General features: G+C 64.4%; 22 protein-coding genes. 15 read left to right on the top strand and 7 right to left on the bottom strand.

Annotation, left to right across the window (positions count from 1 at the left end):
* A partial coding sequence (locus VFZ66_13375) for a CARDB domain-containing protein (protein HEX6290179.1) occupies window positions 1-1,326 on the top strand: 1,326 nt, incomplete at its 5' end.
* Window positions 1,327-1,465: 139 nt separating this feature from the next.
* Here the strand turns inward: VFZ66_13375 and VFZ66_13370 are convergent.
* The 3 genes from VFZ66_13370 to fdhF form a co-directional block, all read right to left on the bottom strand.
* A complete protein-coding gene (locus VFZ66_13370) occupies window positions 1,466-1,906 on the bottom strand; it encodes an OsmC family protein (GenBank protein ID HEX6290178.1) in 441 nt (146 codons plus the stop codon).
* A gap of 101 nt (window positions 1,907-2,007) precedes the next feature.
* Entirely contained in the window at window positions 2,008-2,499 is a 492-nt protein-coding gene (locus VFZ66_13365) for an adenosine-specific kinase (protein ID HEX6290177.1), read from the bottom strand.
* A gap of 35 nt (window positions 2,500-2,534) precedes the next feature.
* On the bottom strand, window positions 2,535-5,342 hold the full coding sequence (gene fdhF, locus VFZ66_13360) for a formate dehydrogenase subunit alpha (protein HEX6290176.1): 2,808 nt from the start codon (window positions 5,340-5,342) through the stop codon (window positions 2,535-2,537).
* Between the two features lie 392 nt (window positions 5,343-5,734).
* On the opposite strand from fdhF, the gene VFZ66_13355 reads away from it, so the two are divergent.
* The 4 genes from VFZ66_13355 to VFZ66_13340 all read left to right on the top strand — a co-directional run bounded on the left by VFZ66_13355 (window position 5,735) and on the right by VFZ66_13340 (window position 8,864).
* Window positions 5,735-6,286: a universal stress protein gene (locus VFZ66_13355; protein ID HEX6290175.1), complete on the top strand. Its 552-nt coding sequence runs from the start codon at window positions 5,735-5,737 to the stop codon at window positions 6,284-6,286.
* 156 nt (window positions 6,287-6,442) lie between these two features.
* A complete protein-coding gene (locus VFZ66_13350) occupies window positions 6,443-6,820 on the top strand; it encodes a hypothetical protein (GenBank protein HEX6290174.1) in 378 nt (125 codons plus the stop codon).
* Window positions 6,821-6,924: 104 nt separating this feature from the next.
* Window positions 6,925-7,254, top strand: coding sequence for a DUF2442 domain-containing protein (locus tag VFZ66_13345; protein HEX6290173.1), 330 nt, complete (start codon window positions 6,925-6,927; stop codon window positions 7,252-7,254).
* A gap of 563 nt (window positions 7,255-7,817) precedes the next feature.
* The gene (locus VFZ66_13340; protein ID HEX6290172.1) at window positions 7,818-8,864 is read left to right on the top strand and encodes a hypothetical protein; all 1,047 of its coding nucleotides are present in this window, start codon (window positions 7,818-7,820) and stop codon (window positions 8,862-8,864) included.
* Window positions 8,865-9,157: 293 nt separating this feature from the next.
* Here VFZ66_13340 and VFZ66_13335 read toward each other — a convergent pair whose 3' ends face one another.
* A complete protein-coding gene (locus VFZ66_13335; protein HEX6290171.1) occupies window positions 9,158-10,396 on the bottom strand; it encodes a GGDEF domain-containing protein in 1,239 nt (412 codons plus the stop codon).
* 343 nt (window positions 10,397-10,739) lie between these two features.
* Between VFZ66_13335 and VFZ66_13330 the strand changes: the two genes are divergently transcribed.
* The 10 genes from VFZ66_13330 to VFZ66_13285 all read left to right on the top strand — a co-directional run bounded on the left by VFZ66_13330 (window position 10,740) and on the right by VFZ66_13285 (window position 19,894).
* A complete protein-coding gene (locus tag VFZ66_13330) occupies window positions 10,740-11,879 on the top strand; it encodes a VIT1/CCC1 family protein (protein ID HEX6290170.1) in 1,140 nt (379 codons plus the stop codon).
* A 95-nt stretch (window positions 11,880-11,974) separates the two neighbouring features.
* On the top strand, window positions 11,975-12,457 hold the full coding sequence (locus VFZ66_13325; GenBank protein ID HEX6290169.1) for a CBS domain-containing protein: 483 nt from the start codon (window positions 11,975-11,977) through the stop codon (window positions 12,455-12,457).
* Between the two features lie 90 nt (window positions 12,458-12,547).
* Window positions 12,548-13,660, top strand: coding sequence for a phosphotransferase (locus tag VFZ66_13320; GenBank protein HEX6290168.1), 1,113 nt, complete (start codon window positions 12,548-12,550; stop codon window positions 13,658-13,660).
* On the top strand, window positions 13,627-14,202 hold the full coding sequence (locus VFZ66_13315) for an adenylyl-sulfate kinase (protein HEX6290167.1): 576 nt from the start codon (window positions 13,627-13,629) through the stop codon (window positions 14,200-14,202). Before VFZ66_13320 ends, VFZ66_13315 begins: the two co-directional genes overlap by 34 nt.
* A gap of 161 nt (window positions 14,203-14,363) precedes the next feature.
* On the top strand, window positions 14,364-14,594 hold the full coding sequence (locus tag VFZ66_13310; GenBank protein ID HEX6290166.1) for a PLD nuclease N-terminal domain-containing protein: 231 nt from the start codon (window positions 14,364-14,366) through the stop codon (window positions 14,592-14,594).
* Between the two features lie 67 nt (window positions 14,595-14,661).
* Window positions 14,662-14,877: a DUF2892 domain-containing protein gene (locus VFZ66_13305; protein ID HEX6290165.1), complete on the top strand. Its 216-nt coding sequence runs from the start codon at window positions 14,662-14,664 to the stop codon at window positions 14,875-14,877.
* Between the two features lie 201 nt (window positions 14,878-15,078).
* Complete coding sequence (locus VFZ66_13300) at window positions 15,079-15,495, top strand: DsrE/DsrF/DrsH-like family protein (protein HEX6290164.1); 417 nt, start codon at window positions 15,079-15,081, stop codon at window positions 15,493-15,495.
* Between the two features lie 18 nt (window positions 15,496-15,513).
* Entirely contained in the window at window positions 15,514-15,762 is a 249-nt protein-coding gene (locus VFZ66_13295) for a sulfurtransferase TusA family protein (GenBank protein ID HEX6290163.1), read from the top strand.
* A 133-nt stretch (window positions 15,763-15,895) separates the two neighbouring features.
* Window positions 15,896-17,035 (top strand): FAD/NAD(P)-binding oxidoreductase, encoded by a 1,140-nt coding sequence (locus VFZ66_13290; protein ID HEX6290162.1) that lies wholly within the window; start codon window positions 15,896-15,898, stop codon window positions 17,033-17,035.
* Window positions 17,036-17,134: 99 nt separating this feature from the next.
* The gene (locus VFZ66_13285; GenBank protein HEX6290161.1) at window positions 17,135-19,894 is read left to right on the top strand and encodes a bifunctional acetate--CoA ligase family protein/GNAT family N-acetyltransferase; all 2,760 of its coding nucleotides are present in this window, start codon (window positions 17,135-17,137) and stop codon (window positions 19,892-19,894) included.
* A 224-nt stretch (window positions 19,895-20,118) separates the two neighbouring features.
* On the opposite strand, the gene VFZ66_13280 is transcribed toward VFZ66_13285, so the two are convergent.
* The 3 genes from VFZ66_13280 to VFZ66_13270 form a co-directional block, all read right to left on the bottom strand.
* Window positions 20,119-20,352 (bottom strand): hypothetical protein, encoded by a 234-nt coding sequence (locus VFZ66_13280; GenBank protein HEX6290160.1) that lies wholly within the window; start codon window positions 20,350-20,352, stop codon window positions 20,119-20,121.
* Window positions 20,353-20,516: 164 nt separating this feature from the next.
* Window positions 20,517-21,062, bottom strand: coding sequence for a hypothetical protein (locus VFZ66_13275; GenBank protein HEX6290159.1), 546 nt, complete (start codon window positions 21,060-21,062; stop codon window positions 20,517-20,519).
* Window positions 21,063-21,484: 422 nt separating this feature from the next.
* Window positions 21,485-21,736: a hypothetical protein gene (locus VFZ66_13270; protein HEX6290158.1), complete on the bottom strand. Its 252-nt coding sequence runs from the start codon at window positions 21,734-21,736 to the stop codon at window positions 21,485-21,487.
* Window positions 21,737-21,750: the final 14 nt, after the last annotated feature.

The following is a 21,750-nucleotide window of genomic DNA, read 5'->3' as shown; positions in this document are numbered from 1 at the left end:
ACGATCGAGCACGAGGCCGCGCATAACCTGGGCCTGTCGCATCCGCACGACGGCTCCTACGGCGTCGATAAATGCAAGACGGGTCCGAACACCGGGAAGTGGGCCTGCTACTGGAGCGGCCTGGGCTGGATGTACGACATCTCCGCCGCGCCGACGACCTACGCGATGAGCTATCGTCCGTACGAGGTCGAGGACCAGGACAATCTTCAGCGCGGGCACGTGGCCGAGTACCTGATCGCCGCGCAGGACGCGCTCCGCTCGCGGCTGGTCGAAGAGGCGCGCGCAGGCCGCACGACGCCTTCGGCGGCGTGGACCAATGATCTCAGCCGTATGAAGCAGTGGCGCGCGCAGGCCGCCGATCTCTTCAAGCAGGGCGACTATCTCCACGCCGAGTACGCGGCGCGCAACGCGGCGCTTGCAGCGCGCGGCATTCCGCAGACAGCGGCCAACACCTCCAACCCGAAGCTGCTCGAAGCGGGCCAGATCTTCTACTTCAACGTCAACCCGCAGGCGCAGCCTGTTCCAACGCCCAAGCCCGACCTGACGATCGCTGAGATCGTGGCGACGCAGAGCAAGCCCAAGCAGACCGTGCTGACGGCGACGGTGGCGAATACGGGCAACGCCGACACGCAGAATGTGGTGGTGCGCTTCCAGGACGGCGCGGCCGTGCTGGGCGAGAGCGCGCCGATCGCGCTGGCGAAGGGCACGTCGCAGGCGGTGAGCATCACCTGGGACACCAGGGGCGTTAGCGGCGAGCATGTGATCGCGGGCCAGGCCGATCCCGCCAACGCAGTGGCCGAGTCGAATGAGACGAACAACGCGGCGCAGCGGACGATCACGATTCGCGGTAATCGCGTCACCAACGGCTCGTTTGAGCAATCGGCCAGCGGCACGACGCCCGACAGTTGGAGCGGCTCGCAGGGCACGGCCTACGACACCAGCGGCGCGAACGCCAGCGACGGCAGCCGTGCGGTGAGCGTGACGGGCAATGGCGGCGCGGCCACGCTGCTCAATCCGACGTGGACCTCAGCGCCGATCGCGGTGACGGCGGGCCAGACCTACAGCCTGGCGATGACGATCAAGACTCAGGGCGTGTCGTCCGCGCCGAGCTTGCAGGTGACATACCTGGATGCGGCGGGAACGGTGCTCAGCAGGGTATCGGGCATCGCCACCACGATCACCGGCGATAGCGCCGCTCAGCAGGTGCTAGGCCAGCTCACAATCCCGGCTGGCGTCTCGCAGGTGCGGATCACGCTGACCGGCTTCGGCGCGACCGACCTCGCGACGCGCGGCACGGTCTGGTTCGACGACGTGTGGCTGTGGTAGCTCTGCGGCACTAGCCGCTGATCCAGGCGATGGGCACGGAATCAGCCAGCCGCGCCCTTCCGCCTCCCTGTGGCACAGAACCCGATCCTTAGCTGGATCGGGTTCTGTGTTCGTCGGCGAGCGACGAGGCCAGGCTGGACTACATCAGCGAGGCATCGACCTCGATCTGGAGGCTGCCGCGCAGCGCGTTCGACACGGGGCAGCCCTGCTCGGCCTCCTGCGCGATCTGCTTAAACGTCTCCTCGTCGATGCCCTCGGCTCGTCCGCGCGTCTCAAGACGCATCTTCGTGATCTTAAAGCCGCTCGGCTGCTGCGGCGACAGCGAGCAGATCGCGCGAGTCTCGATCTGCTGCGGCTTGTAGCCTTTGCGTCCAAGCGTTCCGGCGAAGGCCATGCTGTAGCAGGCCGCGTGCGCCGCCGCGATCAGCTCTTCGGGATTGGTGCCGTGCGCCTGCTCGAAGCGGGTGGCAAAGCTATAAGGCGTGTCGTTGAGGACGCCGCTGGTGCTGCTGATCTGGCCGTTGCCGCCGCGAAGCTCTCCATTCCATACGGCGCTGGCCGTGCGTTCGATATCTGCCATGTTGGTCAGGCTCCCTCCTGCTAAAAGACCCTGGTACGCCGATGCGGTACCGGCTCCTAGTGTAGCACCAACTGTGCCTATCGCAACTTGGAGCGGCCTGCCTACGCGCCCAGCTTATAGCCGAACTTGCGGAGAAGCTGCGTGCGCCAGGCGATTCCGGCCTCGTCCTCGACGCCGAGCGGCGGGAAGCCGTCGACTACGCCCAGGATGGCGCGGCCCTGGCCCGTCTCGGCGATGATGACCTCGGTGGGATTGGCCGTCGCGCAGAAAATTCGGCAGACCTCAGGCACGGCCTTGATCATGTTGAGCACATTGATCGGATAGAAGCCCTCGCCGAGCGCGACGATAAAGCAGTGTCCTGCCGCGATCCGCAGCGCATTCGACCGAGCGATCTCGATCAGATCGTCGTCGGTGCCGCTCCAGCGCACCAGCCGCTCCCCGGATGCCTCGCAGAACGCGATGCCGAACGTGATGCCGGGCACCGCGCCTACCAGCGCCTCGTGCAGATCTTCGACGGTCTTGATGAAGTGGGTCTGGCCCAGGATGAAGTTGAGCGCTTCGGGCTTCTCGATCGGGACCGTTACCAGTTCCATACTACATCTCCTGGCTATCGAACGTGTCGAGTAGATCAGCGTGCCGCATTCAGCGTGCCGCCGTCGACAGCCGCCTCGATCCGCGCGGCGCAGACCTTATACTCCGGGATCTTGGCGATCGGATCGAGCGCCGCGACGGTCAGATTATTCGCGTTCTGCGGGCCGGGAAAGTGGAAGTTGGCAAAGACGACGCCCGGCGCGACGCGATCGGTGATCAGCGCGCGCGCCGCCATCGTGCCGCGCCGCGACCGAACCAGGATCGGATCGGCGTGACGCAGCCCAAGGGCGCGCGCATCCTCCGGGCTGATCTCGACCAGCGGCTCAGGGCAGACCTCCATCAGCGCCGCAACCCGCCGGGTTAGCTCGCCGCCGTGCCAGTGATACAGCACACGGCCCGTCGTCAGCAGCAGCGGATACTCCGCGTCGGGCTGCTCGTGGGGCGGCAGGTAATCCACGGCGTGGAAGCGCCCCTTGCCGCGCGTAAAGCTGCCGACATGCAGGATCGGCGTGCCAGGATGATTGTAGCTTTTCACCGGCCAGTGAAGCTGCTCGCCGCGCTCTAGCCGGTCATAGCTCACACCCGCGTACGATGGGGTGAGCGCCGCGATCTCATCCATGATCTGCGCGGGCGCTGCGTAGTTCCAGCCCGCCCACTGGCCGGACGGCACGCGCGCTTGCAGCCGCAGCACGCGCCTGGCTAGCTCGGCAATGATCGCCCAGTCTGGCCGGGCCTCGCCCGGTGGATCGAGCGCCCGGCGAACGCGCTGGATACGCCGCTCGGTGTTGGTAAACGTGCCGTCTTTCTCGGCGAACGACGCGCCCGGCAGCAGCACATCGGCATACTCGGCAGTTGCCGAAGGCAGGATCTCCTGAACCACCAGGAACTCGCACGCCTCAAGGCAGGCGCGCGCGTTATTCGCGTCGGGCTCCGTCAGCGCCGGATCTTCGCCCATGATATACAGCGCGCGGATCGTGCCGTCGCCAGCGCGCGGCGTTAGCTCCGTCACCGTCAACCCCTGCTGCTGAGACAGCGCGGGATAAGCTTCTGTGCCCGTGAGCCGCCATGCGGCAGCAAACCTCTGCGCCGCCTCGACGCTGGCAACCGGCTGATAGCCGGGGTAGACGTTCGGCAGCGCGCCCATGTCGCACGCACCCTGGACATTGTTCTGTCCGCGCAGCGGGTTGACCCCGCCGCCCGGCACGCCCAGGTTGCCCAGGAGCATCTGGAGGTTGCCAAGGCTGAGCACGTTAAGCACGCCGCTGGTATGCTGTGTAATGCCCATCGCCCAGACGACCGCCATCGGGCGGCTGCGGGCCAGAATCTCCGCCGCGTGGTGCAGGTCTACCACTGCTACGCCCGTGATCCCCGCGACTACCTCCGGCGTGTAGCGCGCGACGGTCGCGCGAAACTCGTCGAAGTCCTCGCAGCGCTCGTCGATGAAGCGCTGATCCTGCCAGCCATTCGCCAGCACGATCTGCAAGATGCCGTTGATCAGCGCGATGTCGGTGCCGGGCCGCTGGCGCAGATGCAGCGTCGCAAACTCGGCCATGTCGATGCGGCGCGGATCGGCGACGACCAGCTTCATGCCGCGCCTGAGCACCGCCTGGCGGATCTGCGCGCCGAAGACCGGATGCTGCTCGGTGGTGTTCGAGCCGATGATCAGCATCGCCTGGGCGTGCTGCGTCACGTCGGTCATGGTGTTGCTCATCGCGCCGGAGCCGAAGCACATCGCCAGCCCCGCGACCGTCGAGGCATGACACAGCCGCGCGCAGTGGTCGACGTTGTGCGTGCCGAGCACCTGCCGCGCGAACTTCTGCATCAGATAGTTTTCCTCGTTGGTACACTTGGCCGACGCGAGTACCCCGATCGTGTCCGCGCCCGAATCGCGCCGCACCTGCTCCAGCTTCGTGGCGACAAGGTCGAGCGCGGTTTCCCAGCTTACGGCAGCCCACTCGCCACGGTCGGCTGGCCGAGCGCGTGGCGCCGTGCCTTCGAGCAGGTAGCGCCGCACCTGTGGCGTTCGCAGGCGCTCCGCATGGTTGACGTAGCCGTAGCCGTAGCGTCCTTTGACGCACAGCGCCATGCCGTTGACCGGTGCTGCGGGCGCCGACGTGACGCCGACGATCGTGTTGTCTTTGAGGTTGAGATCGAGCTGGCAGCCGACGCCGCAGTAGCTACAGGTGGTGCGCACCAGCCGATCGGGCTGTGGCAATCCCGCCGAGAGCTTATCGGAGAGCGCGCCAGTCGGGCAGTACGCCGCGCACAGGCCGCACGACTCGCAGCGGGCGGCGAGCATTGTGGTATCCGCTGCGGCCACGAGCCGCATGTCGCTGCCGCGCCCCGCCGGATGCCAGACGAAGCGACCCTGGATCTCGTTGCAGGCGCGGATACAGCGCGTACACAGGATACACCTGTTGAGATCGACGCGCACGAACGGATTGGGATCGCTATCGACCGCGCAGGGAGGCTCAGGCTCGATCCCCTCCGGCACCTGCGCGCCATAGCGCCGGACCAGGCGCAGAAACTCGGTGTCGCAGCCGTCGACGGGCGCGGTGTAGGAGCACAGCAGCAGGCTCAGGATGCCCCTGCGCGCCTCAGTCAGTGCGGGCGTCTCCGTCCGCACGACCATGCCGTCACGTATCCGCAGCGTGCAGGCCGATACCGGGTTGGGCAGACCGTCGACTTCGACCAGGCACAGGCGACACGAGCCGACCGGTGTCAGATCGGGGTGGTGGCAGAGCGTCGGGATGCTGATTCCGTGCTGCTGCGCTACCTGGAGCACGGTGTCGCCCGGCTGTGCGATAGCTGGATGACCATCGATCGTGAGGTTTACAGTCTTCATGGCGCTCTCTCATGCCTGATCTGTTGCAGAATCTCAGGAAGGGAAATCATTGGCGAATACCCCTTAACGCCCGGCCTGACAGTGCTCTATGGCGCATCGGGCCGTGTGTACGCGCCGCCGACGGATAGCACCGCTCGTAGACCTCCATCGTACAAGGAGCCAATCGCGCGCCTGGCATAGGTCTGCTCACCATCCGTATTAAATCCGCTACCAAAGCGGTTCGGGAGTTTCGAGTTCCCATTTGTTCTATGTTCTTCCATCTGTCGCTCTCCGTCGTCAAACCATTCCGCGTCGTGGTCCAGGTTTCACCTGGATTTGCGCTCACGCATGTATGCTGATAAGGCGGGGTATGCCCCGCGAGATTGTGGCTCGCGATCGTCGGAGGTGTGCCTATGCAAGCCTATAACTGCCTGATTCCCCTGGACGGCTCCGCTTTTAGCCGCCAGATCTTGCCGTTTGTGCGCCGTCTACTGCCACCTGAGCATTACACCATAACGCTGCTGCGGGTAGCAGCGCCGCCCGAAGGCGTAGGCGCTCTGCCGCCGCGCCCGCTTGTGGTCGACGGCATGGTGCTGCCGGAGTATGAGACAGCTCAGGATGCCGTGCTGGCGAAGCATCCGATCTATGCCTCGCAGGCCGATGAGAATGTCAGGGCCGCGCTTGAAGATGAGCTGCAAGCGGACGTGTACTATCTGGAGGCGGCAGGCTTTACCGTTAAGGTGCTGGTCAAACTGGGCGATCCCGCTGAGGAGATTATCGATCTGGCCGAGCAGGGCGGCAGCGATCTGGTGGCAATGGCAACTCATGGTCGCACCGGCCTGCCGCGCCTGGTGCTGGGCAGCGTGGCCGAGGAAGCGCTCCGGCGGCTTGCGGTCCCGGTGCTGCTCGTACGACCATTTGCCCATGTCAAGGTGAATGATCTGGCACAAGCTCGACCTTTCTAACTCTGGCTGTGGCTGCCGCGTCAATAGGCGCGGCGACCTCGCCGCGCGAGTGGCGGGCTTAAGGGAGTACATGCATTGCGGCGCTACCGTGTGGCTTGACGCCTACCCTGAGGCTTCGGCAGTGGTGCTCGCTGAGCTGGCGCAGGAGGTGCGATTATGACGGAAACCCTATGGCGTTACGTGATCGTTGGCCTGCTGGTGGTCCACGGTGTGGGCCATACGCTGGGATGGTGGTTCCTGGGCCATTCGTGGCTGCTGAGCGATCTTGTCGGCGGCGGCGCGCTCCGCGTGATCGGACTCGTGCTGTGGGCGCTGGTGGCGATCGGCTACCTGGGCGCGGCGATGGGGCTGTGGGTCTATCAGGGCTGGTGGCGTCCCGTGGCGATTACCATGTCGGCAATCTCGCTGGCCGGGCTGCTGGCCTTCTGGGATGTCTGGCCGCCTAACAAGTTTCCAGCCTTCGCCGTCGACATAGGCATCCTCGTAGCGTTGATCTGGGCGCACTGGCCGTCGCCTGATCTGGTCGGTGCGTAAGGCTGCCACTGCCGCAGGCTGTGGAGGAAGGAACGGGAATGTCAGGTACACAAACCAAGCGTGTGCTTCACGCCGCGCGCCGATCCGCCGACGCGGAGCGCAGGATGCTTACGCAAACACGCCGTAGCCGGTGCGCCGCTATAGGCCAGGGCCGGGGTAACGCCGTGATGCGGCAGTGTGACCCGCCATTCGCCACCAACGTCTCATGCGACTCGCGCAACCTCTACATCCGGCTGCTCCACCGTGAGATCGCGATTCCGCTTGCGCGGCTGCCGCGTCTGCTACAGATGACTCCAGCGCAGCGCCAGCGCTGGGAATTGCTCGATCACGGAATGCGTGTTCATTGGCCTGAGTGCGGAGTGAGCATCGCCATCGCCGACCTTTTAGACGCGACCCACGATGCCACACGCATCTGTGAGCACCTGGCTCGCTAAGGCCCCGTTTATGCCACCAGTCACGACATCACGCGGCGGTGCAGAAACCCTCGCACAACAAGCGGATTCCGCCAGGCCGATGCCGTAGGCGGGGGCTGGCGCGAGCCCTGGGCTGGACGCTGTAAGACAAGCGTTCAACCTCGCGCGCAGGTAGCTGTTCCTTCACCCACGGTTACGAGATCGCAACACACAATCTGCCCCGCGTCTGCTATGATCACAGTAAGCGGTTGAGCAGACAAGTAGATTATCCAGTAGGATATCGAACGAATGCTCAGCCGCATGAATCTCGTCACCATACCGGGAAGATGAGGCCGATATCACGTAAGGATGTCGGAAGCATCCTCGGTAATGATGAAACCGCAGCTAAGCGGTACGAACAGCTCCCCCCAGGAGGCTGAACGGAAGCTTGGCTGCGGTGTTTTTATTTCTCTGTGTGGTGTACGCCTCTTCACGCTTCCGCCCCGTGCCAGGCGTATCATTACTCAGAGGTGGTAGACAAGCTGCTACCATCTGTCATCTCTGTTTATCACCTCTGTCGATCACCATTTGAAAAGAAGGTCACTATGTTCAGCGACGATCATCGTGACGTGACGCAGCGGTGCTGCCTGCCGCTTATGGTGCTGCTTGCGGTGGCGGCGCTGGTGCTGGTGCTCGCCGATCGCGGCGTGCGCGCCCAGGCAACTATGCCCCCGCCGCCGATGTCCACCGCCGCGCCGGACTTCGCAGCGATTCCCGACACGGCGACAATCACCGAGACGATCGAAGCGGCGCTCGCCGCGTTCGAGCGCGCCACTCCTGACCAGCAGCCGGTCGCGCTGGACCAGGCGGCGATTGAGCAGATCGTGGCCTCGCCCTGCCGCCCGCTCAACCAGCAGACCTTCATCCCCTGCGTGCGGCGCACCGTCTCGTACGAGCCGCCGCCGATCAGACGCGCCGATCTGTCGCTCACGGTCTGGCCCACGCCGAGCATCCGCGTTGCGCGGGGCGGCACGCTAGCCTACGAGCTGCGTCTCACCAACTATGGCACCCGACAGGCTCACTCCGCCGTTGTGACGTTGCCCTACACCACGCAGCAGATGATCGTCACCGGCAGCAAGTTCTCCCGGCCCGACGACTGGGTGAGCGAAGTAACGTCCAGCTATGTCGCGGTGACGTTCGCTCCATTCGCGGCTGGCGAGTACCGCACGGCGACGATCTTCTTTCGCGTCAATGACGGCCTGCCCAACGATACAGTGATCAACATGCGCGCCGCATATCGCTGGAGCGACGACGTTGGCGGCGGCGAGTGGCGCAGCAATTGGGCACCGCTGCTCGTCGGCGGCGGCAACGACAGCGCTCCGTGGGTCTGGATGGAAGTGCAGCCGCTGTCGGGCGTTGTCGGCACCACGTTCCACTTCTACACCGATCGCTTTATTCCACGCGAGAACATCACCGTCTGGCTTAACACGCCGCGCGGAACGCAGCCGACGACGCTGCGGGCGATTGCCGACGAGTATGGCCGCGCCTGCGTCGATCTCAAGAGCACATACCTGCGGCCAGGCACCTACAGCCTGGTGCTCAACGGCACGCGCAGTAATCTTACCGCCATCGCGCGCTTCTACGTGCTGTAGCGGGCGGACGAGGATCAGGCAGAAGGAGTGTGTACAATGAAAACGTCGGTATGGGCGCGTTGTATTGCTGCTGAGCCTGGCGCTCGGCTTCGCGCTGCCGAGTCGTGCCCACGCCGATGCATTCGCTACCGCCGACTTTCGCGCGCTGTGGTGGCGCAGCGATCAACGCAGCGCGGTCAGGGACGGCCCGTTCGAGCACGGCTTTGAGCCGGGGCGCGATCTCGCGCCGCTCGTCCGGCAAGCGCTCGTCGTGCAAGATCGCCTGGCCCAGGGCCGAACGCTTGAAGCGGGCGCTATCGCTCTGCCATTAGCTCAAGGGGCGCGCTCGGCGCTGCCGCGTATACGACGACGCGGTTGCGTCCGTCGCGCTTCGCCTGATAGACCGCCAGATCCGCCGAGCGGAACAACGCCTCTGCGGTCCCTCCATCGCGTGGATAGCACGCCACGCCGATGCTCAACGTCGCGCCGATCGGCCCGTCCGGGCTGTCGATGTCGAAGCGCGTATGCTCAAAATCGGAGCGGATGCGATCGGCAACCTTTTGCGCGCCCGCGACATCCGTATCAGCCAGCAGCACGACAAACTCTTCGCCGCCGAAGCGCGCCGCGACATCGCTGCTGCGAATGTGTCGCCGCAGGATAGCGGCAATGCCCAGCAGCACGGTGTCGCCTGCCTGATGCCCGTAGGTGTTATTGATGTTGCGCAGATAGTCCAGATCGCAGATCAGCAGGCTGAGCGGCTGTCCGGTGCGGCTGGCTCGCTCAAGATCGCGCCTGATCATCTCGTTGAAGTGGCGCATGTTCGCCAGGCCGGTTTTTGGATCGGTGGCCGCCTCTTCTTTGAGATTGGGCACGTGCAGCGCCTCGAAGATCAGCACCAGCGGCAGCCCGGCGATCAGCCCATACAGCGGATCGACGAGCCAGGCGATGGTAAAGCCCAGTCCCAGACACGCCAGCCCGCTTTCGAGCAGCAGCGTCTCGATCGTAAACAGGCCGCTCGTATGCCAGGATTGTCCCTGGGCCAGCTTGAGGACGGACGCCAGCATCAGCGCTTGCGTAAGCTGAAAGATGAGGATCGCGGGTAGGATGCTCCAGGCAGGGATCAACCACAGCAGATCGATGTCGCTCAGCCGCTCGTAGCCGGTGAGATAGAACAGACTGAGCCTGGTCAGCGTCGCGGCGATCAGCATCTCCGATATGTTGAAGAGCTGGCTAAACCACGAGCGCCGGTGGAAATACCATTCGGGCACGAAGGTCAGGATCAGCAGCAGCGCGAGGAGTGGACGCGGCAGCAGCAGGGTGGCCGCAAATAACGGCGCGATTGTCAGGTGATCGGATCGCTGCCCGGTAGTGCTCGCGCGCGCGACGACAAAGACCTGGCAGGTCGCAGCGACGATCGTCAGGCCCAAGCTCAGCAGCCAGTCTTGAGCGCTCAGCGTTGGGTGATCGCCGGACATAAGCCAGCCAAGCGCCAGAAAACCGGAGAGGTAGCAGCCAGCGAGATACAGCCGCGCGCGTATGGGGAAGTGCTGCATGATGAAGCTCCGCTTATGTTGGGAGGTGGGAGATAGCAACGAATCTTACGATCAGCAGTGATAACTATATTCTATAGTATCTCATAGTTGCTCAAGCCGCAACCATGTCCCATGCTTCGGCAATCGTTGGTGCCAAACCCAGCGTGACCTGCCGCCTCCGTGATCCTGCGGCGCGTTGGTATCGTAGCAGGCCGATCGATGTTTGTCGCGGATGTTCTACGGCTGGTTATGGTCCGTTTACCTCTCGCGCGCTCCTGCCCGATACACTCAAGGCAGAGAAGCGTGTCGCAGCGCGTGAGGCGTGCGGTGCAGCTTCCACTCTCAGGCGATCGGAGGATCGATCATGGCGCGGCAGATGATGGCCGATGATATACGGCGCTACAGGGCCAACTGGCAGGACGAGATCGATAGCACGGCGATCTACCGATCGCTAGCGACGATTGAAGCGCGGCCACAGCTTGCGCAGGTCTACGAGCGGCTGGCGTCGGTTGAGGAGGCGCACGCGCGCTTCTGGGAGGCCAGGCTTGCGGCGGCACATCAGATGGTTCCGCCACAGCGGCCCAGCTTCCGGGCGCGCGCGCTGATCTGGCTGGCGCGGCGGTTCGGGCCGCCGATGGTGCTGCCCACGCTGATGGGCCAGGAGCAGGCAGGCCAGCAGCGCTACGATACGCAGCGTGAGACGCAGCAGACGGCGCTGCCGAGTCAGGAGCGCTCCCATGCGCGGCTGCTGACGACGATCACCCGTGAGGTGCGTGGCGGACTGGAGGGCGGCACGCTGGCGCAGCTCGAAGGACGGCATCGCGCGGTTGGCGGCAATGCCCTGCGCGCGGCAGTGCTCGGCGCGAACGATGGGCTGGTTTCAAACCTGAGCCTGGTGATGGGCGTCGCCGGAGCCGAGCTCGCCGGACAAGCGGTGCTGATCACCGGGCTGGCCGGGCTGCTGGCCGGGGCAGGCTCGATGGCGCTGGGCGAGTGGCTATCGGTGCAGAGCTCGCGCGAGCTGTACCAGCGCCAGATCGCGATCGAGGCGCAGGAGCTAGCCGAAGCGCCGGAGGAGGAGGCGGCAGAGCTTGCGCTGATCTACGAGGCCAAAGGCTTAGCGCCCGATCAGGCGCGTGCGCTCGCGCAGCGACTGGTGAGCAACCCGCAGAGCGCGCTGGATACGCTCGCCCGCGAAGAGCTGGGCGTCGATCCCGAAGAGCTGGGCGGCTCGGCCTGGGAGGCAGCGCTCACCTCCTTCTTGCTCTTCGCGCTGGGAGCGATCGTGCCGGTCGCGCCGTTCGCGTTTTTGACCGGCTTCACGGCTGTGCTCGTCAGCGTGGCTGTCAGCGCGATCGGCCTATTTGTGATCGGCGCGGGGATCACACTGCTGACCGGACGCGGCGTGCTGTTTTCGGGCATGCGTCAGGTGATTTTTGGACTGGTCGCCGCTGCGCTCACCTATAGCATCGGGTGGCTGATCGGCGTCTCGCTGGCCGGGTAGTGCTGCGACATGACGGTGAGCTGTGGCTGGTAGGCTCATCCGTTGCGCCAGGCGATGCTCAACGATGACATGGATCGCGTTCAAGGAGATCTGCTATGGAAACGTCCGGGAAGTCACGCACAACGCGCCATGGCGTGCAGACTGCGCAGGAGATTCGATTCTGGATGAGCACGCCGCCGATCACGATCGGGGCGGATGCGCCCATTAGCGAGGTGCTGGCGGTGATGCACGAGCACGAGATCCGCAGGCTGCCGGTCGTCGACGACGATGGCAAGCTGCGCGGCATCATCACCGATGGCGATATTCGCGGTGCCGACGTGTTGCGCGCCACGGGCCTGGATCTGCGCGAGATCGCCAGCGCGCTTCGTCGCACCACGGTCTACGATGTGATGACCGAGCAGCCGATTGCCGTCACGCCTGAGACGACGCTGCGCGAGGCGGCGCTGCTGATGCTCGACAACAAGATCGGCGGGCTGCCGGTCGTCAACGAGCAGCACGTGGTCATGGGCATGATCACCGAGAGCGATCTGTTTGAGGCGCTGGTCTGCTACATCGACTGTGCATCGATCGCCATCTGATGGTCGACAGGCAGGAGACGAACGTTCAAAGTTCAAAGAACTGGAAACCTGGAACTGGAAACTCAGTACCGCAAGCTGAAAGGCAAGCGCATGGACCTCAATCCCGCCATGATCGAGGCGTATCTGTCGCGCTGGCAGGATGGAGCGGTGCAGATCGAGGGGATCAGCGAGCTGGGCGGCGGCACCAGCGGAGCGGCGGCGCTCAAGGCGTTCGGCTACGGTCGTCCGCTTCGCATCGACTACCGCCTGTCGCCGAGCACAGCCGACGCGCGCTCCGGCCAGCCTCAGCAAGTCGTGCTGCGCCAGGTCAGCCGCAACGGCTTTGGCCGTGAGCGCGCATCGGATTGTGTGGCCGAGGTCTGGCTCGATTTCAACGCCTTCAATCGTCTGGATCGCCACGTGCAGGCCCAGGACATCGTCGGGCTGACCCGCGACGGACGCCTCGAGTCGCTGGGCCATGTCGAAAGCATGCTGCTGCTCACGGCGTATGTGCCCGGCCAGCCCTACGCCGACGACCTGCTGCGGATTCGCGATGCGGGCGTGTCCACGGAGCTGGATCGGGAGCGGGCGCTGGCGCTCGCCGACTATCTGGCCGCGATCCATGCGGTACCGCACGACGATCCGCTGCTCTGGCGCAGGCGGCTGCGCGATCTGGTGGGGCACGGCGAGGGTATCATGGGCCTGACCGATAGCTATCCTCGCGATTTTCCGCTGGCGACCGCCGACGATCTGCGCGCGATCGAGGATGCCGCGAACCGCTGGCGCTGGAAGCTCAAGCCGCTCACGCATCGTCTGTGCCAGGTCCACGGCGATTTTCATCCGTTCAATGTGCTGTTCACCGAGCGGACGGGCTTTACGGTGATCGACCGCAGCCGTGGCGCGTGGGGCGAGCCAGCCGACGATCTCAGCTGCATGACGATCAACTATCTCTTCTTCGGGCTTCAGCGCTATGGCCGGCTGGCGGGACCGTTCGAGGCTCTGTATCGCGCGTTCTGGACGCGCTACCTGGAGCGGCGGCAGGATGCCGAGCTGTGCGCGGTGATTCAGCCGTGGTTCGCCTGGCGCGCGCTGGTGCTGGCTAGTCCGCAGTGGTATTCGACGCTGAGCGACGAGACGCGACGTGCCCTGCTGAGCTTTGCCCGCAACGTGATGCGGCAGGAGCATTTTGCATGGCAGGAGATCAACAGCTACCTGAGCGCCTGACACCCCCCGCCGATCGTCGTGGCTTCACGATCTGGCTGACGGGGCTGCCCGCCTCGGGCAAAACATCGCTGGCGCGCGAGCTTCAGCGCCTCCTGGCGCAGCGCGGCGTGCATGCCGTGCTTCTCGACTCCGATGAGCTGCGCGGCGCGCTGACGCCGCAGCCGCGCTATACCGCCGCCGAGCGCGATTGGTTCTACGGTGTGATCGGCTATCTTGCGGCGTGGCTGGCCCGCAGCGGCGTGAATGTGCTGATCGCGGCGACGGCGCAGCGACGCGCCTACCGCGATCAGGCCAGAGCACAGATCGCGCGCTTTGCCGAGGTTGAGGTGTGCTGTCCCCTGGCGATCTGCCAGCAGCGCGATCCGAAAGGCATCTACGCGCAGGCACAGGCGGGCCAGGCGCAGCACGTGCCCGGCGTTGGCGATCCATACGAGCCGCCGCTCCATCCCGAAGCGACGATCGATACCGGCTCCATGTCGCCTACGGCTGCCGCGCGGTCGGTGCTTGCGCAGATGTGGGCGTTGATCGAGGGCGATACGTAGCGGAGAACAAAGAAAACTCCGAGCTCGAAACTCCGAACTCGACACGTTGCCGCATGTTCACCCAGCGCGACCGATCCTTTACGCAGATCTGCGTGGTCTGGGCTTAAGATCGATCCAGAGGTGGGAGATATTCCTTGATTCTGCGTAAGGAGGTAGCGTGCATGACCGGGATGCGCAATAGGCGTTGGGATGAGCTGAACACCACGCAGAAAAGCGGCATCGTGATGCTGGCGATCGTTCAGATTGCCCTGCTGGTGACAGCGCTGATCGATATTCGTCGCCGTCCGCCCGACAAGATCAACGGCAGCAAGCGGCTGTGGACGGCAGCGGCTTTTATCAACTTTATCGGGCCGATCGCGTACTTCGCGTTTGGCCGCAAGCGCTCAACCTGAGGCGCTTCCCTGCCGCTCCCGACGGCAGGCGGCCTCGATTGAGGCCAGAATTGGGAGGTGATCCGCCATGACACCGAACATGGGCATGACTGACCGCGTGCTTCGCTTCTTCCTGGCAGCGGTGATCGCCGTATTCTACTTCCTGGGCTACATCACCGGCTTCTGGGTCTATGTGCTCGGCTTTGTCGCGGCCGTCTTTGTGCTGACGAGCATCTTCGGCTACTGCCCGCTCTACACGGTCTTCGGCTTCTCGACCAACGAGCGCACGATTGGCACCCAATAATCGCTAGCATGCGCTGACGCCGGGCAGCTCTCCGGGCATAGGTACCACGACAGGAGGCCAACATACTGGCCTCCTGTCGCTGTCTCATGCGCCCCTCACGTTGCGCGATCTTCACCCAGCGCCATCAAACATTCTCATTCGTGCCGCAGGCAAGCGATACAGTGATACCAGATGCACGCGCTGCAACAAGGAGGTTGCGTCATGAGCGAACGAATGTCATTAGTCGTCTTTTCGGGGACGGTCGATAAACTCACGGCAGTTGCGACGTTGACCACGGGCGCGGCGGCGATGGGCATGGAGGTCGATCTGTTTTTGACCTTCTGGGGCCTCGAAGCGTTCCGCCACGGAGCGAAGCAGCAGCCGCCGCGCATCACCGCCGAGTATGCCGACTTCGGCCCGGTGATGCAGGAGTTGATGGCGGCAAAGCAGGTGCCCCACTGGCTGGACACGCTGCGCGCCGCCCGCGAGATCGGCGATGTGCGCATCTTTGCATGCAGCGCCACGATGGAACTCTTCGGCCTCAAGCTCGATGAGCTGGAAGACGTGGTCGACGAGGTGACAGGCGTGGCGAGCTTCGTCGATCGTGCCAAAGACGCCAAGATCTCGCTGTTTATCTGAGTACCCAGGAGCATAGCCATGAACGAGCTAGCCAATATCACGATCGATAAAGAGATCGACGCGCGCGGGAGCTTCTGCCCCGGACCGCTGCTGGAGCTGATTCGCGGCGTTAAGAGCGTCGAGACTGGCGGCGTGATCGCCGTGCTTTCGTCCGATCCCGGCTCGAACAAAGATATTCCGCTGTGGATCGAGAAAGCCAAGCACGAGTTTCTGGGCGCGTTTGCCGAGGACGGCTATACCCGCTTCGTCGTGCGCAAGGCGCATTAGTCGGGCACAGAAAGAGCAAAGAACAAAGAACAAAGAACAAAAGGATCAAGGATCGGGGGGCAGGGGCCGGGGAGGATGGCCCGAACTCAGGGCTTGAAACTCGGAATCTGCAACTCGGAACGGAGGATCGACGATGACACCGCAGCAGATCGTTATTCTTGGCGGCGGCGTGGGCGGTACGCTGGTCGCCAATCTTCTGGCCCGCAAGCTGACCCGGCAGCAGGCCCAGGTGACGCTGATCGACCGCACGGGACGGCATGTGTACCAGCCGGGCTGGCTGTACGTGCCCTTTGGCGGCGATCCACCGGAGCGGCTTGAGCGCCCGGAGCGCGGGCTGCTCAGCCGCAAGGTCCGGTTGGTCGTCGGCGACGCGCGCCGGATCGATCGCGAGACGCGGCGAGTCGAGATGGGCAGCGGCGACATGATCCCCTTCGATCTGCTCGTCGTGGCGACCGGCGCGCGGATCGTGCCCGATGCGCTGCCCGGCTTCGTCGAGGGCGCGCACCATTTTTATAGCGCCGAGGCCGCGCTGCGCCTGCACGCGGCGCTGCGCGAGTTCAGCGGCGGTAAGATCGTCGTCGGCGTGGCCGATATTCCGTACAAGTGCCCGCCCGCGCCGCTGGAGTTCACCTTCATGCTCGACGATCATCTGCGCCAGCGCGGCCTGCGCGAGGCGACCGAGATCGTCTATCTCTCGCCGATCAACCGCGTCTTCACTATCGAAAGCGTGTCGGAGTTCGTCACGCCGATGCTGGAGCAGCGCGGCATCTCCTACGAGCTGTTCTTCAACGCCGAGGAGATCGACCCACGGGCGCGGCAGATTACCTCGATGGAGGGCACCACCATCGACTACGATCTGCTGGTGCTGGTGCCGCCGCATCGGGGCGCGCAGATCGTGATCGAATCCGGGCTCGGCGACGCGCAGGGCTGGATTCCGACCGACCGCGAGACGTTGCAGAGCAAGGCCGATCAGCGCATCTACGTGCTGGGCGACGCCAGCGATCTGCCGGTTTCCAAGAGCGGCTCCGCCGCGCACTTTGAGGCCAAGGTCGTCGCGCAGCGCATCGTCAGCTCGGTCAAAGGCGAGCCGCCGGAGGCTCGCTACGACGGCGCGGTAATGTGCTTCCTTGAGACAGGCCGTGGGCAGGCATCGCAGCTGGTCTTCGACTATGAGCACCCTCCCAGGCCGCCGGAGCCCAATCAGTTCTATCACTACGAAAAAACGATCTTCAACCACGCCTACTGGTATCTGGTGCCGCGCGGCATCGTGTGAGCCTGTCTTGAACGCAACGAGCGGCGCGCATAGGCGACTGAGCGCGCCGCGCCACCGATCGACACCCCCTGCGAAAACGTGTACATAAGGGCATCTAGCATGAGCACGATACCCTCAACGCCAGCGACAACCGATCCCGCACATGACGTGCTGCGCACGGCCCGCCGTCCCCTGGAAGCGATCTTCGCGCCCCGCACCGTCGCGGTCATCGGCGCATCCGATCAGGAGGATAATGTCGGGCGAACCATTCTGTGGAATCTGATCAGCACCAGCTTTGGCGGCATGGTCTTTCCCGTCCACCCGCAGCGCCAGAGCGTGCTGGGCATCAAAGCCTATCCCTCGATCGCCACGGTGCCAGCCGAGGTTGATCTGGCGGTGATCGCCACGCCCGCGACGACCGTGCCGGGCATCATCGGCGAGTGTGTCGACGCCGGGGTCAAAGGCGCGATCGTGATCTCGGCTGGCTTCCGCGAGGCCGGTCCCGCCGGGATCGAGCTTGAGCGGCAGGTATTAGCCCAGGCGCGGCGCGGCGGCATGCGTGTGCTCGGACCCAACTGTCTCGGCATTATGCGTCCGACGCGCGGCCTGAACGCGACCTTTGCCAGCACGATGGCGCGGCCCGGTAACGTCGCGCTGATCAGCCAGAGCGGCGCGTTCTGCACGGCGATTCTGGATTGGAGCGTCTACGATAACGTCGGCTTCAGCGCGTTCATCTCTGTAGGCTCGATGCTCGACATCGGCTGGGGCGATCTGATCGACGAGCTGGGCGAAGATCCGCATACCCAGAGCATCATCATCTACATGGAGTCGATCGGCGATGCGCGCTCGTTTTTGTCGGCGGCGCGCGAGGTTGCCCGCAGCAAGCCGATCATCGTGCTCAAGGCCGGGCGCACCGCCAGCGCGGCCAAAGCTGCGGCCTCGCATACCGGCTCGCTCGTCGGCAGCGATGAGGTGCTGGATGCCGCGTTTCGGCGCTGCGGCGTGGTGCGCGTCGATACGATCGCCGAGCTGTTTTATATGGCCGAGGTCTTCGCCAAGCAGCCACGTCCGCAGGGGCCGCGCCTGACGATCGTCACCAACGCGGGCGGTCCCGGCGTGCTCGCCACCGATGCGCTGATCCGCAGCGGCGGCCAGCTTGCCGAGCTGATGCCCGAAACGCTGACCGCGCTCGACCGGGTGCTGCCCAGGCATTGGAGCCACGGCAACCCGATCGATATTCTGGGCGATGCCGATCCCCTGCGCTACGCCAAGGCGCTGGAGGTCGTCGCCAAAGATCGCAACAGCGACGGCCTGCTGGTGGTGCTCACGCCCCAGTCGATGACGCATCCGACGGAGATCGCCGAGATGCTCAAGCCCTACGCGAAGCTGCCGGGCAAGCCGATCCTGGCAAGCTGGATGGGCGGCGGCGAGATCATCGTCGGCGAGGCTACGCTCAACCGCGCCAACATCCCGACGTTTCCCTATCCCGATACTGCCGCCAAGGTGTTTACGACGATGTGGCGCTACACCCAAAACCTACGCAGCCTGTACGAGACGCCGACGCTGGCGGGCAACGGCGACACGCCCGATCGCGCGACCGCCGCGCGGGTGATCCAGACGGCGCGCGACGCTGGCCGCACGCTGTTGACCGAGGTCGAGTCCAAGCAGTTGCTCGCGGCCTATGATCTGCCGACGGTCGAGACGCGCATCGCGACCTCGCCCACGGAGGCGGTCGCGCACGCCGAGGCGATCGGCTATCCCGTGGCGATCAAGCTGTACTCGTCGACGATCACGCATAAGACCGATGTCGGCGGCGTGCAGCTCGATCTCGCCAGCGCCGACGCGGTGCGCCGTGCCTACGACGCGATCCAGACTGGGGTGCGCGAGCGCGCGGGCGCTGAGCATTTCGCGGGTGTCACTGTGCAGCCGATGATCCGCAGCAGCGGCTACGAGCTGATCGTCGGCAGCAGTATCGATCCGCAGCTTGGGCCGGTGCTGCTCTTCGGCGCGGGTGGGCACCTGGTGGAGGTAGAGCGCGATCAGGCGCTTGGTCTGCCTCCGCTGACCACGATACTGGCCCGGCGGATGATGGAGCGCACGCGCATCTACACGGCGCTCAAAGGCATTCGTGGCCGTCCGCCCGTCGATCTGGCTGGCCTGGAACAACTGCTGGTGCGCTTCAGCCAGCTCGTCGTCGAGCAGCGCCGGATCAAGGAGATCGATATTAATCCGCTGCTGGCCGCGTTCGATCCCGCGCGGCAGCCGTCGCTGCTGGCGCTCGACGCGCGCGTTGTGCTGCATGACGCCGACGTACGCGACGACGATCTGCCCCGTCCGGCGATTCGTCCGTATCCCAGCCAGTACGTGATGCGCTGGTCGTTGCGCGACGGCACGCCCGTGACGATCCGCCCGATCCGACCCGAAGACGAGCCGCTGCTGGTGACGTTTCACCAGACGCTCTCCGACCGCAGCGTGTATCTGCGCTACTTCCACCCGATGGCACTGCAAACCCGCACGACGCACGAGCGGCTGGCCCGTATGTGCTTCATCGACTACGAGCGCGAGATGGCGCTGGTGGCCGAGCGCGAGCGGCCAGAGACGGGCGAGCAAGAGATCGTGGCCGTGGGACGCCTGATGAAGCTGCACGGCAAGCATGAGGCCGAGTTCGCGCTGCTGATCGGCGATCAGTACCAGGGCCAGGGCATCGGCACCGCGCTGCTCAGCCAGCTAGTGCGCGTTGGCCGCGACGAGCATCTCAGCCGGATCGTCGCCGAGATTCTGCCGGAGAATCGCGGCATGCAGCACGTCGCGGAGAAGGTCGGCTTCCGGCTGCACTACCAGCTCCGCGAGCAGATGACTCACGCGGTGATCGATCTGTAGCGTAGGCTCTCACCACGCCGGGCGCCCTGTGGGCATGGCACCCGCCCTCTCTCCTATGCCGAAGACGATGGGAGCGGGCGGGTGCCCGCTGGGCCAGGGGTGAGGGCCTGCCCCTGACTCGCGGCGCTGGCCCCTTGTTTCTGTGGTTCTTTGTTGTTTATTCGTCCGTCCCTCACATCCTGGCCTGCGCTGCGCTCGTGCGCCGCCCCATGTCTCGTCCGGCCTCAGGCGCGATCGACAATCTTGGTCGCGCCTTCCTGGTGGGCGCAGTGCGCGCAGCAGTAGAAGGTGCCGTTGGCCTCGATGCCGTGGCCGACGATCTTGCAGCCGCAGTGGTTGCAGACCGGTGCCAGCTTGTGGATCGCGCACTCGAAGCTGTCGAAAACGTGCCGCTCGCCCGCCGTGATTACCTCGAAGGAGAGGTAATAATCGTTGCCGCATACTTCACACGTTGCCATCGTCGCGCTCCTTTAGCCTCGTGAATATCACTCGCCCCACGGTTCCGGCGGCTCAATAATCGGGTCCGGCGGATGAGGCTCTTCAGGCTTTGGCGGTCGTCGGATTCTGCCTGCGAGCGTACAGAGCAGTACGTCGGCGCGCGGGGTTACAAAAAGCATCATTGCTACACCTCCGGGACGTAAAAACTCTCGTTCGGCGACTCTCTCCTGATCTGATCAAAGATCGTACGTCTAAGCTCCTCGTCAATCGGCTCAATGGGCTCGATCTCTTGCACGCGCCCCATGCTGCGGACGATCAGGCTTAGCCGCTCTTGCATCCGCTGATCGTACCGGCGCTGTTGAAAGATCTCATTTTGGAGTTCAACCAGATCGCCTTCAATAGCACGCAGCCGAGAAACCACGGCTTCATATGCCTGTACGGATTCCGTCAGTTTCAAGAAGGGCTTCACAATAGCTAACAGAGAGGCAATCACGGTCAGCGTGCTCCACACATAGATACCATATTGGCTTTGCCAGAGTGGAAGGCCCGCGAGCGCGGAAGAGGGGACAACAATGGCTAGAATAATCTCGATCCAGCGATCCTTTTGTTTGGTTCTTTCCGTTTTTGCTGTATAGTACCGGACGTTGAGCCGCGTCGTCCGCAGAAGGTCATATACCGCCCATACCGGATGATTCTTTTGGATTTTTCTCGGTTCGGTCGTCACCGCCATGAATGACCCTCCTCCCCAAGGATGATGGAATGTGCCTCTAGCATACACCGTGAAGCTGCTAAATGCTAGAGGTCCGTGGAGCAGCAAGCGCTTCAGCGAGAGCGGGGCGATGTGCCGCGTATGCGGCGAGCATGGCTCACGCGGTGAGTCGGCGAAGGCTGCACGTACGTGCATGCCATGCTATCATCACCCGCGCCGTTATCAAGTCGCGCTAAGCCAGAATTGAGGTGTCATGCCAGGCACACGTGGTTGAGGGCAGGCCCGCACCCCGGCGCGTGCGCGCCACCCCTCTCCCACTGCGGTAGGAGAGGGGTTTAGTTGTTCCACGTACTATGCCCCCTCTCCTATGCCAAGGGGGGCGCCCTGTGGGCCTGGAGAGGGGGCGGGTGCCAGGCCCACAGGGCGCCCGGCGTGATGAGGACCTAACGCAGCGCCGAGCGCCGACGCCAGAGCGCGAGCAGCAGCGTGGACGCGAGCGCGCCCGCCCACACCAGCAGCGCGTCGAACGAGACAAACGCCAGGCTCAGCGCCAGCTCGCCGTTGATAAAGCTCGCCAGCGCGCCGCCGAGCAGACACAGCACCACCAGCGCCGCAGTTCTGATCCGCGTGCTCCGGATCTGGTACACGCCCAGGCCGATCACGATCCCGATGACGATTGGAATAAGCTCATGCATACGATAGTCCTCTC

This window comes from Herpetosiphonaceae bacterium, from assembly GCA_036374795.1.
Taxonomy (GTDB): Bacteria; Chloroflexota; Chloroflexia; order Chloroflexales; family Kallotenuaceae; genus LB3-1.
This window is presented reverse-complemented; position numbering and strand designations above follow the sequence as displayed.

Bases quoted from the DNA above. Each gene is read 5' to 3' on its own strand.
- VFZ66_13370 (HEX6290178.1), bottom strand. From the start codon at position 1,906: ATGGCAGATATCGAACGCACGGCCAGCGCCGTATGGAATGGAGAGCTT.
- VFZ66_13365 (HEX6290177.1), bottom strand. From the start codon at position 2,499: ATGGAACTGGTAACGGTCCCGATCGAGAAGCCCGAAGCGCTCAACTTC.
- fdhF (HEX6290176.1), bottom strand. From the start codon at position 5,342: ATGAAGACTGTAAACCTCACGATCGATGGTCATCCAGCTATCGCACAG.
- VFZ66_13355 (HEX6290175.1), top strand. From the start codon at position 5,735: ATGCAAGCCTATAACTGCCTGATTCCCCTGGACGGCTCCGCTTTTAGC.
- VFZ66_13350 (HEX6290174.1), top strand. From the start codon at position 6,443: ATGACGGAAACCCTATGGCGTTACGTGATCGTTGGCCTGCTGGTGGTC.
- VFZ66_13345 (HEX6290173.1), top strand. From the start codon at position 6,925: ATGCTTACGCAAACACGCCGTAGCCGGTGCGCCGCTATAGGCCAGGGC.
- VFZ66_13340 (HEX6290172.1), top strand. From the start codon at position 7,818: ATGTTCAGCGACGATCATCGTGACGTGACGCAGCGGTGCTGCCTGCCG.
- VFZ66_13335 (HEX6290171.1), bottom strand. From the start codon at position 10,396: ATGCAGCACTTCCCCATACGCGCGCGGCTGTATCTCGCTGGCTGCTAC.
- VFZ66_13330 (HEX6290170.1), top strand. From the start codon at position 10,740: ATGGCGCGGCAGATGATGGCCGATGATATACGGCGCTACAGGGCCAAC.
- VFZ66_13325 (HEX6290169.1), top strand. From the start codon at position 11,975: ATGGAAACGTCCGGGAAGTCACGCACAACGCGCCATGGCGTGCAGACT.
- VFZ66_13320 (HEX6290168.1), top strand. From the start codon at position 12,548: ATGGACCTCAATCCCGCCATGATCGAGGCGTATCTGTCGCGCTGGCAG.
- VFZ66_13315 (HEX6290167.1), top strand. From the start codon at position 13,627: ATGGCAGGAGATCAACAGCTACCTGAGCGCCTGACACCCCCCGCCGAT.
- VFZ66_13310 (HEX6290166.1), top strand. From the start codon at position 14,364: ATGACCGGGATGCGCAATAGGCGTTGGGATGAGCTGAACACCACGCAG.
- VFZ66_13305 (HEX6290165.1), top strand. From the start codon at position 14,662: ATGACACCGAACATGGGCATGACTGACCGCGTGCTTCGCTTCTTCCTG.
- VFZ66_13300 (HEX6290164.1), top strand. From the start codon at position 15,079: ATGAGCGAACGAATGTCATTAGTCGTCTTTTCGGGGACGGTCGATAAA.
- VFZ66_13295 (HEX6290163.1), top strand. From the start codon at position 15,514: ATGAACGAGCTAGCCAATATCACGATCGATAAAGAGATCGACGCGCGC.
- VFZ66_13290 (HEX6290162.1), top strand. From the start codon at position 15,896: ATGACACCGCAGCAGATCGTTATTCTTGGCGGCGGCGTGGGCGGTACG.
- VFZ66_13285 (HEX6290161.1), top strand. From the start codon at position 17,135: ATGAGCACGATACCCTCAACGCCAGCGACAACCGATCCCGCACATGAC.
- VFZ66_13280 (HEX6290160.1), bottom strand. From the start codon at position 20,352: ATGGCAACGTGTGAAGTATGCGGCAACGATTATTACCTCTCCTTCGAG.
- VFZ66_13275 (HEX6290159.1), bottom strand. From the start codon at position 21,062: ATGGCGGTGACGACCGAACCGAGAAAAATCCAAAAGAATCATCCGGTA.
- VFZ66_13270 (HEX6290158.1), bottom strand. From the start codon at position 21,736: ATGCATGAGCTTATTCCAATCGTCATCGGGATCGTGATCGGCCTGGGC.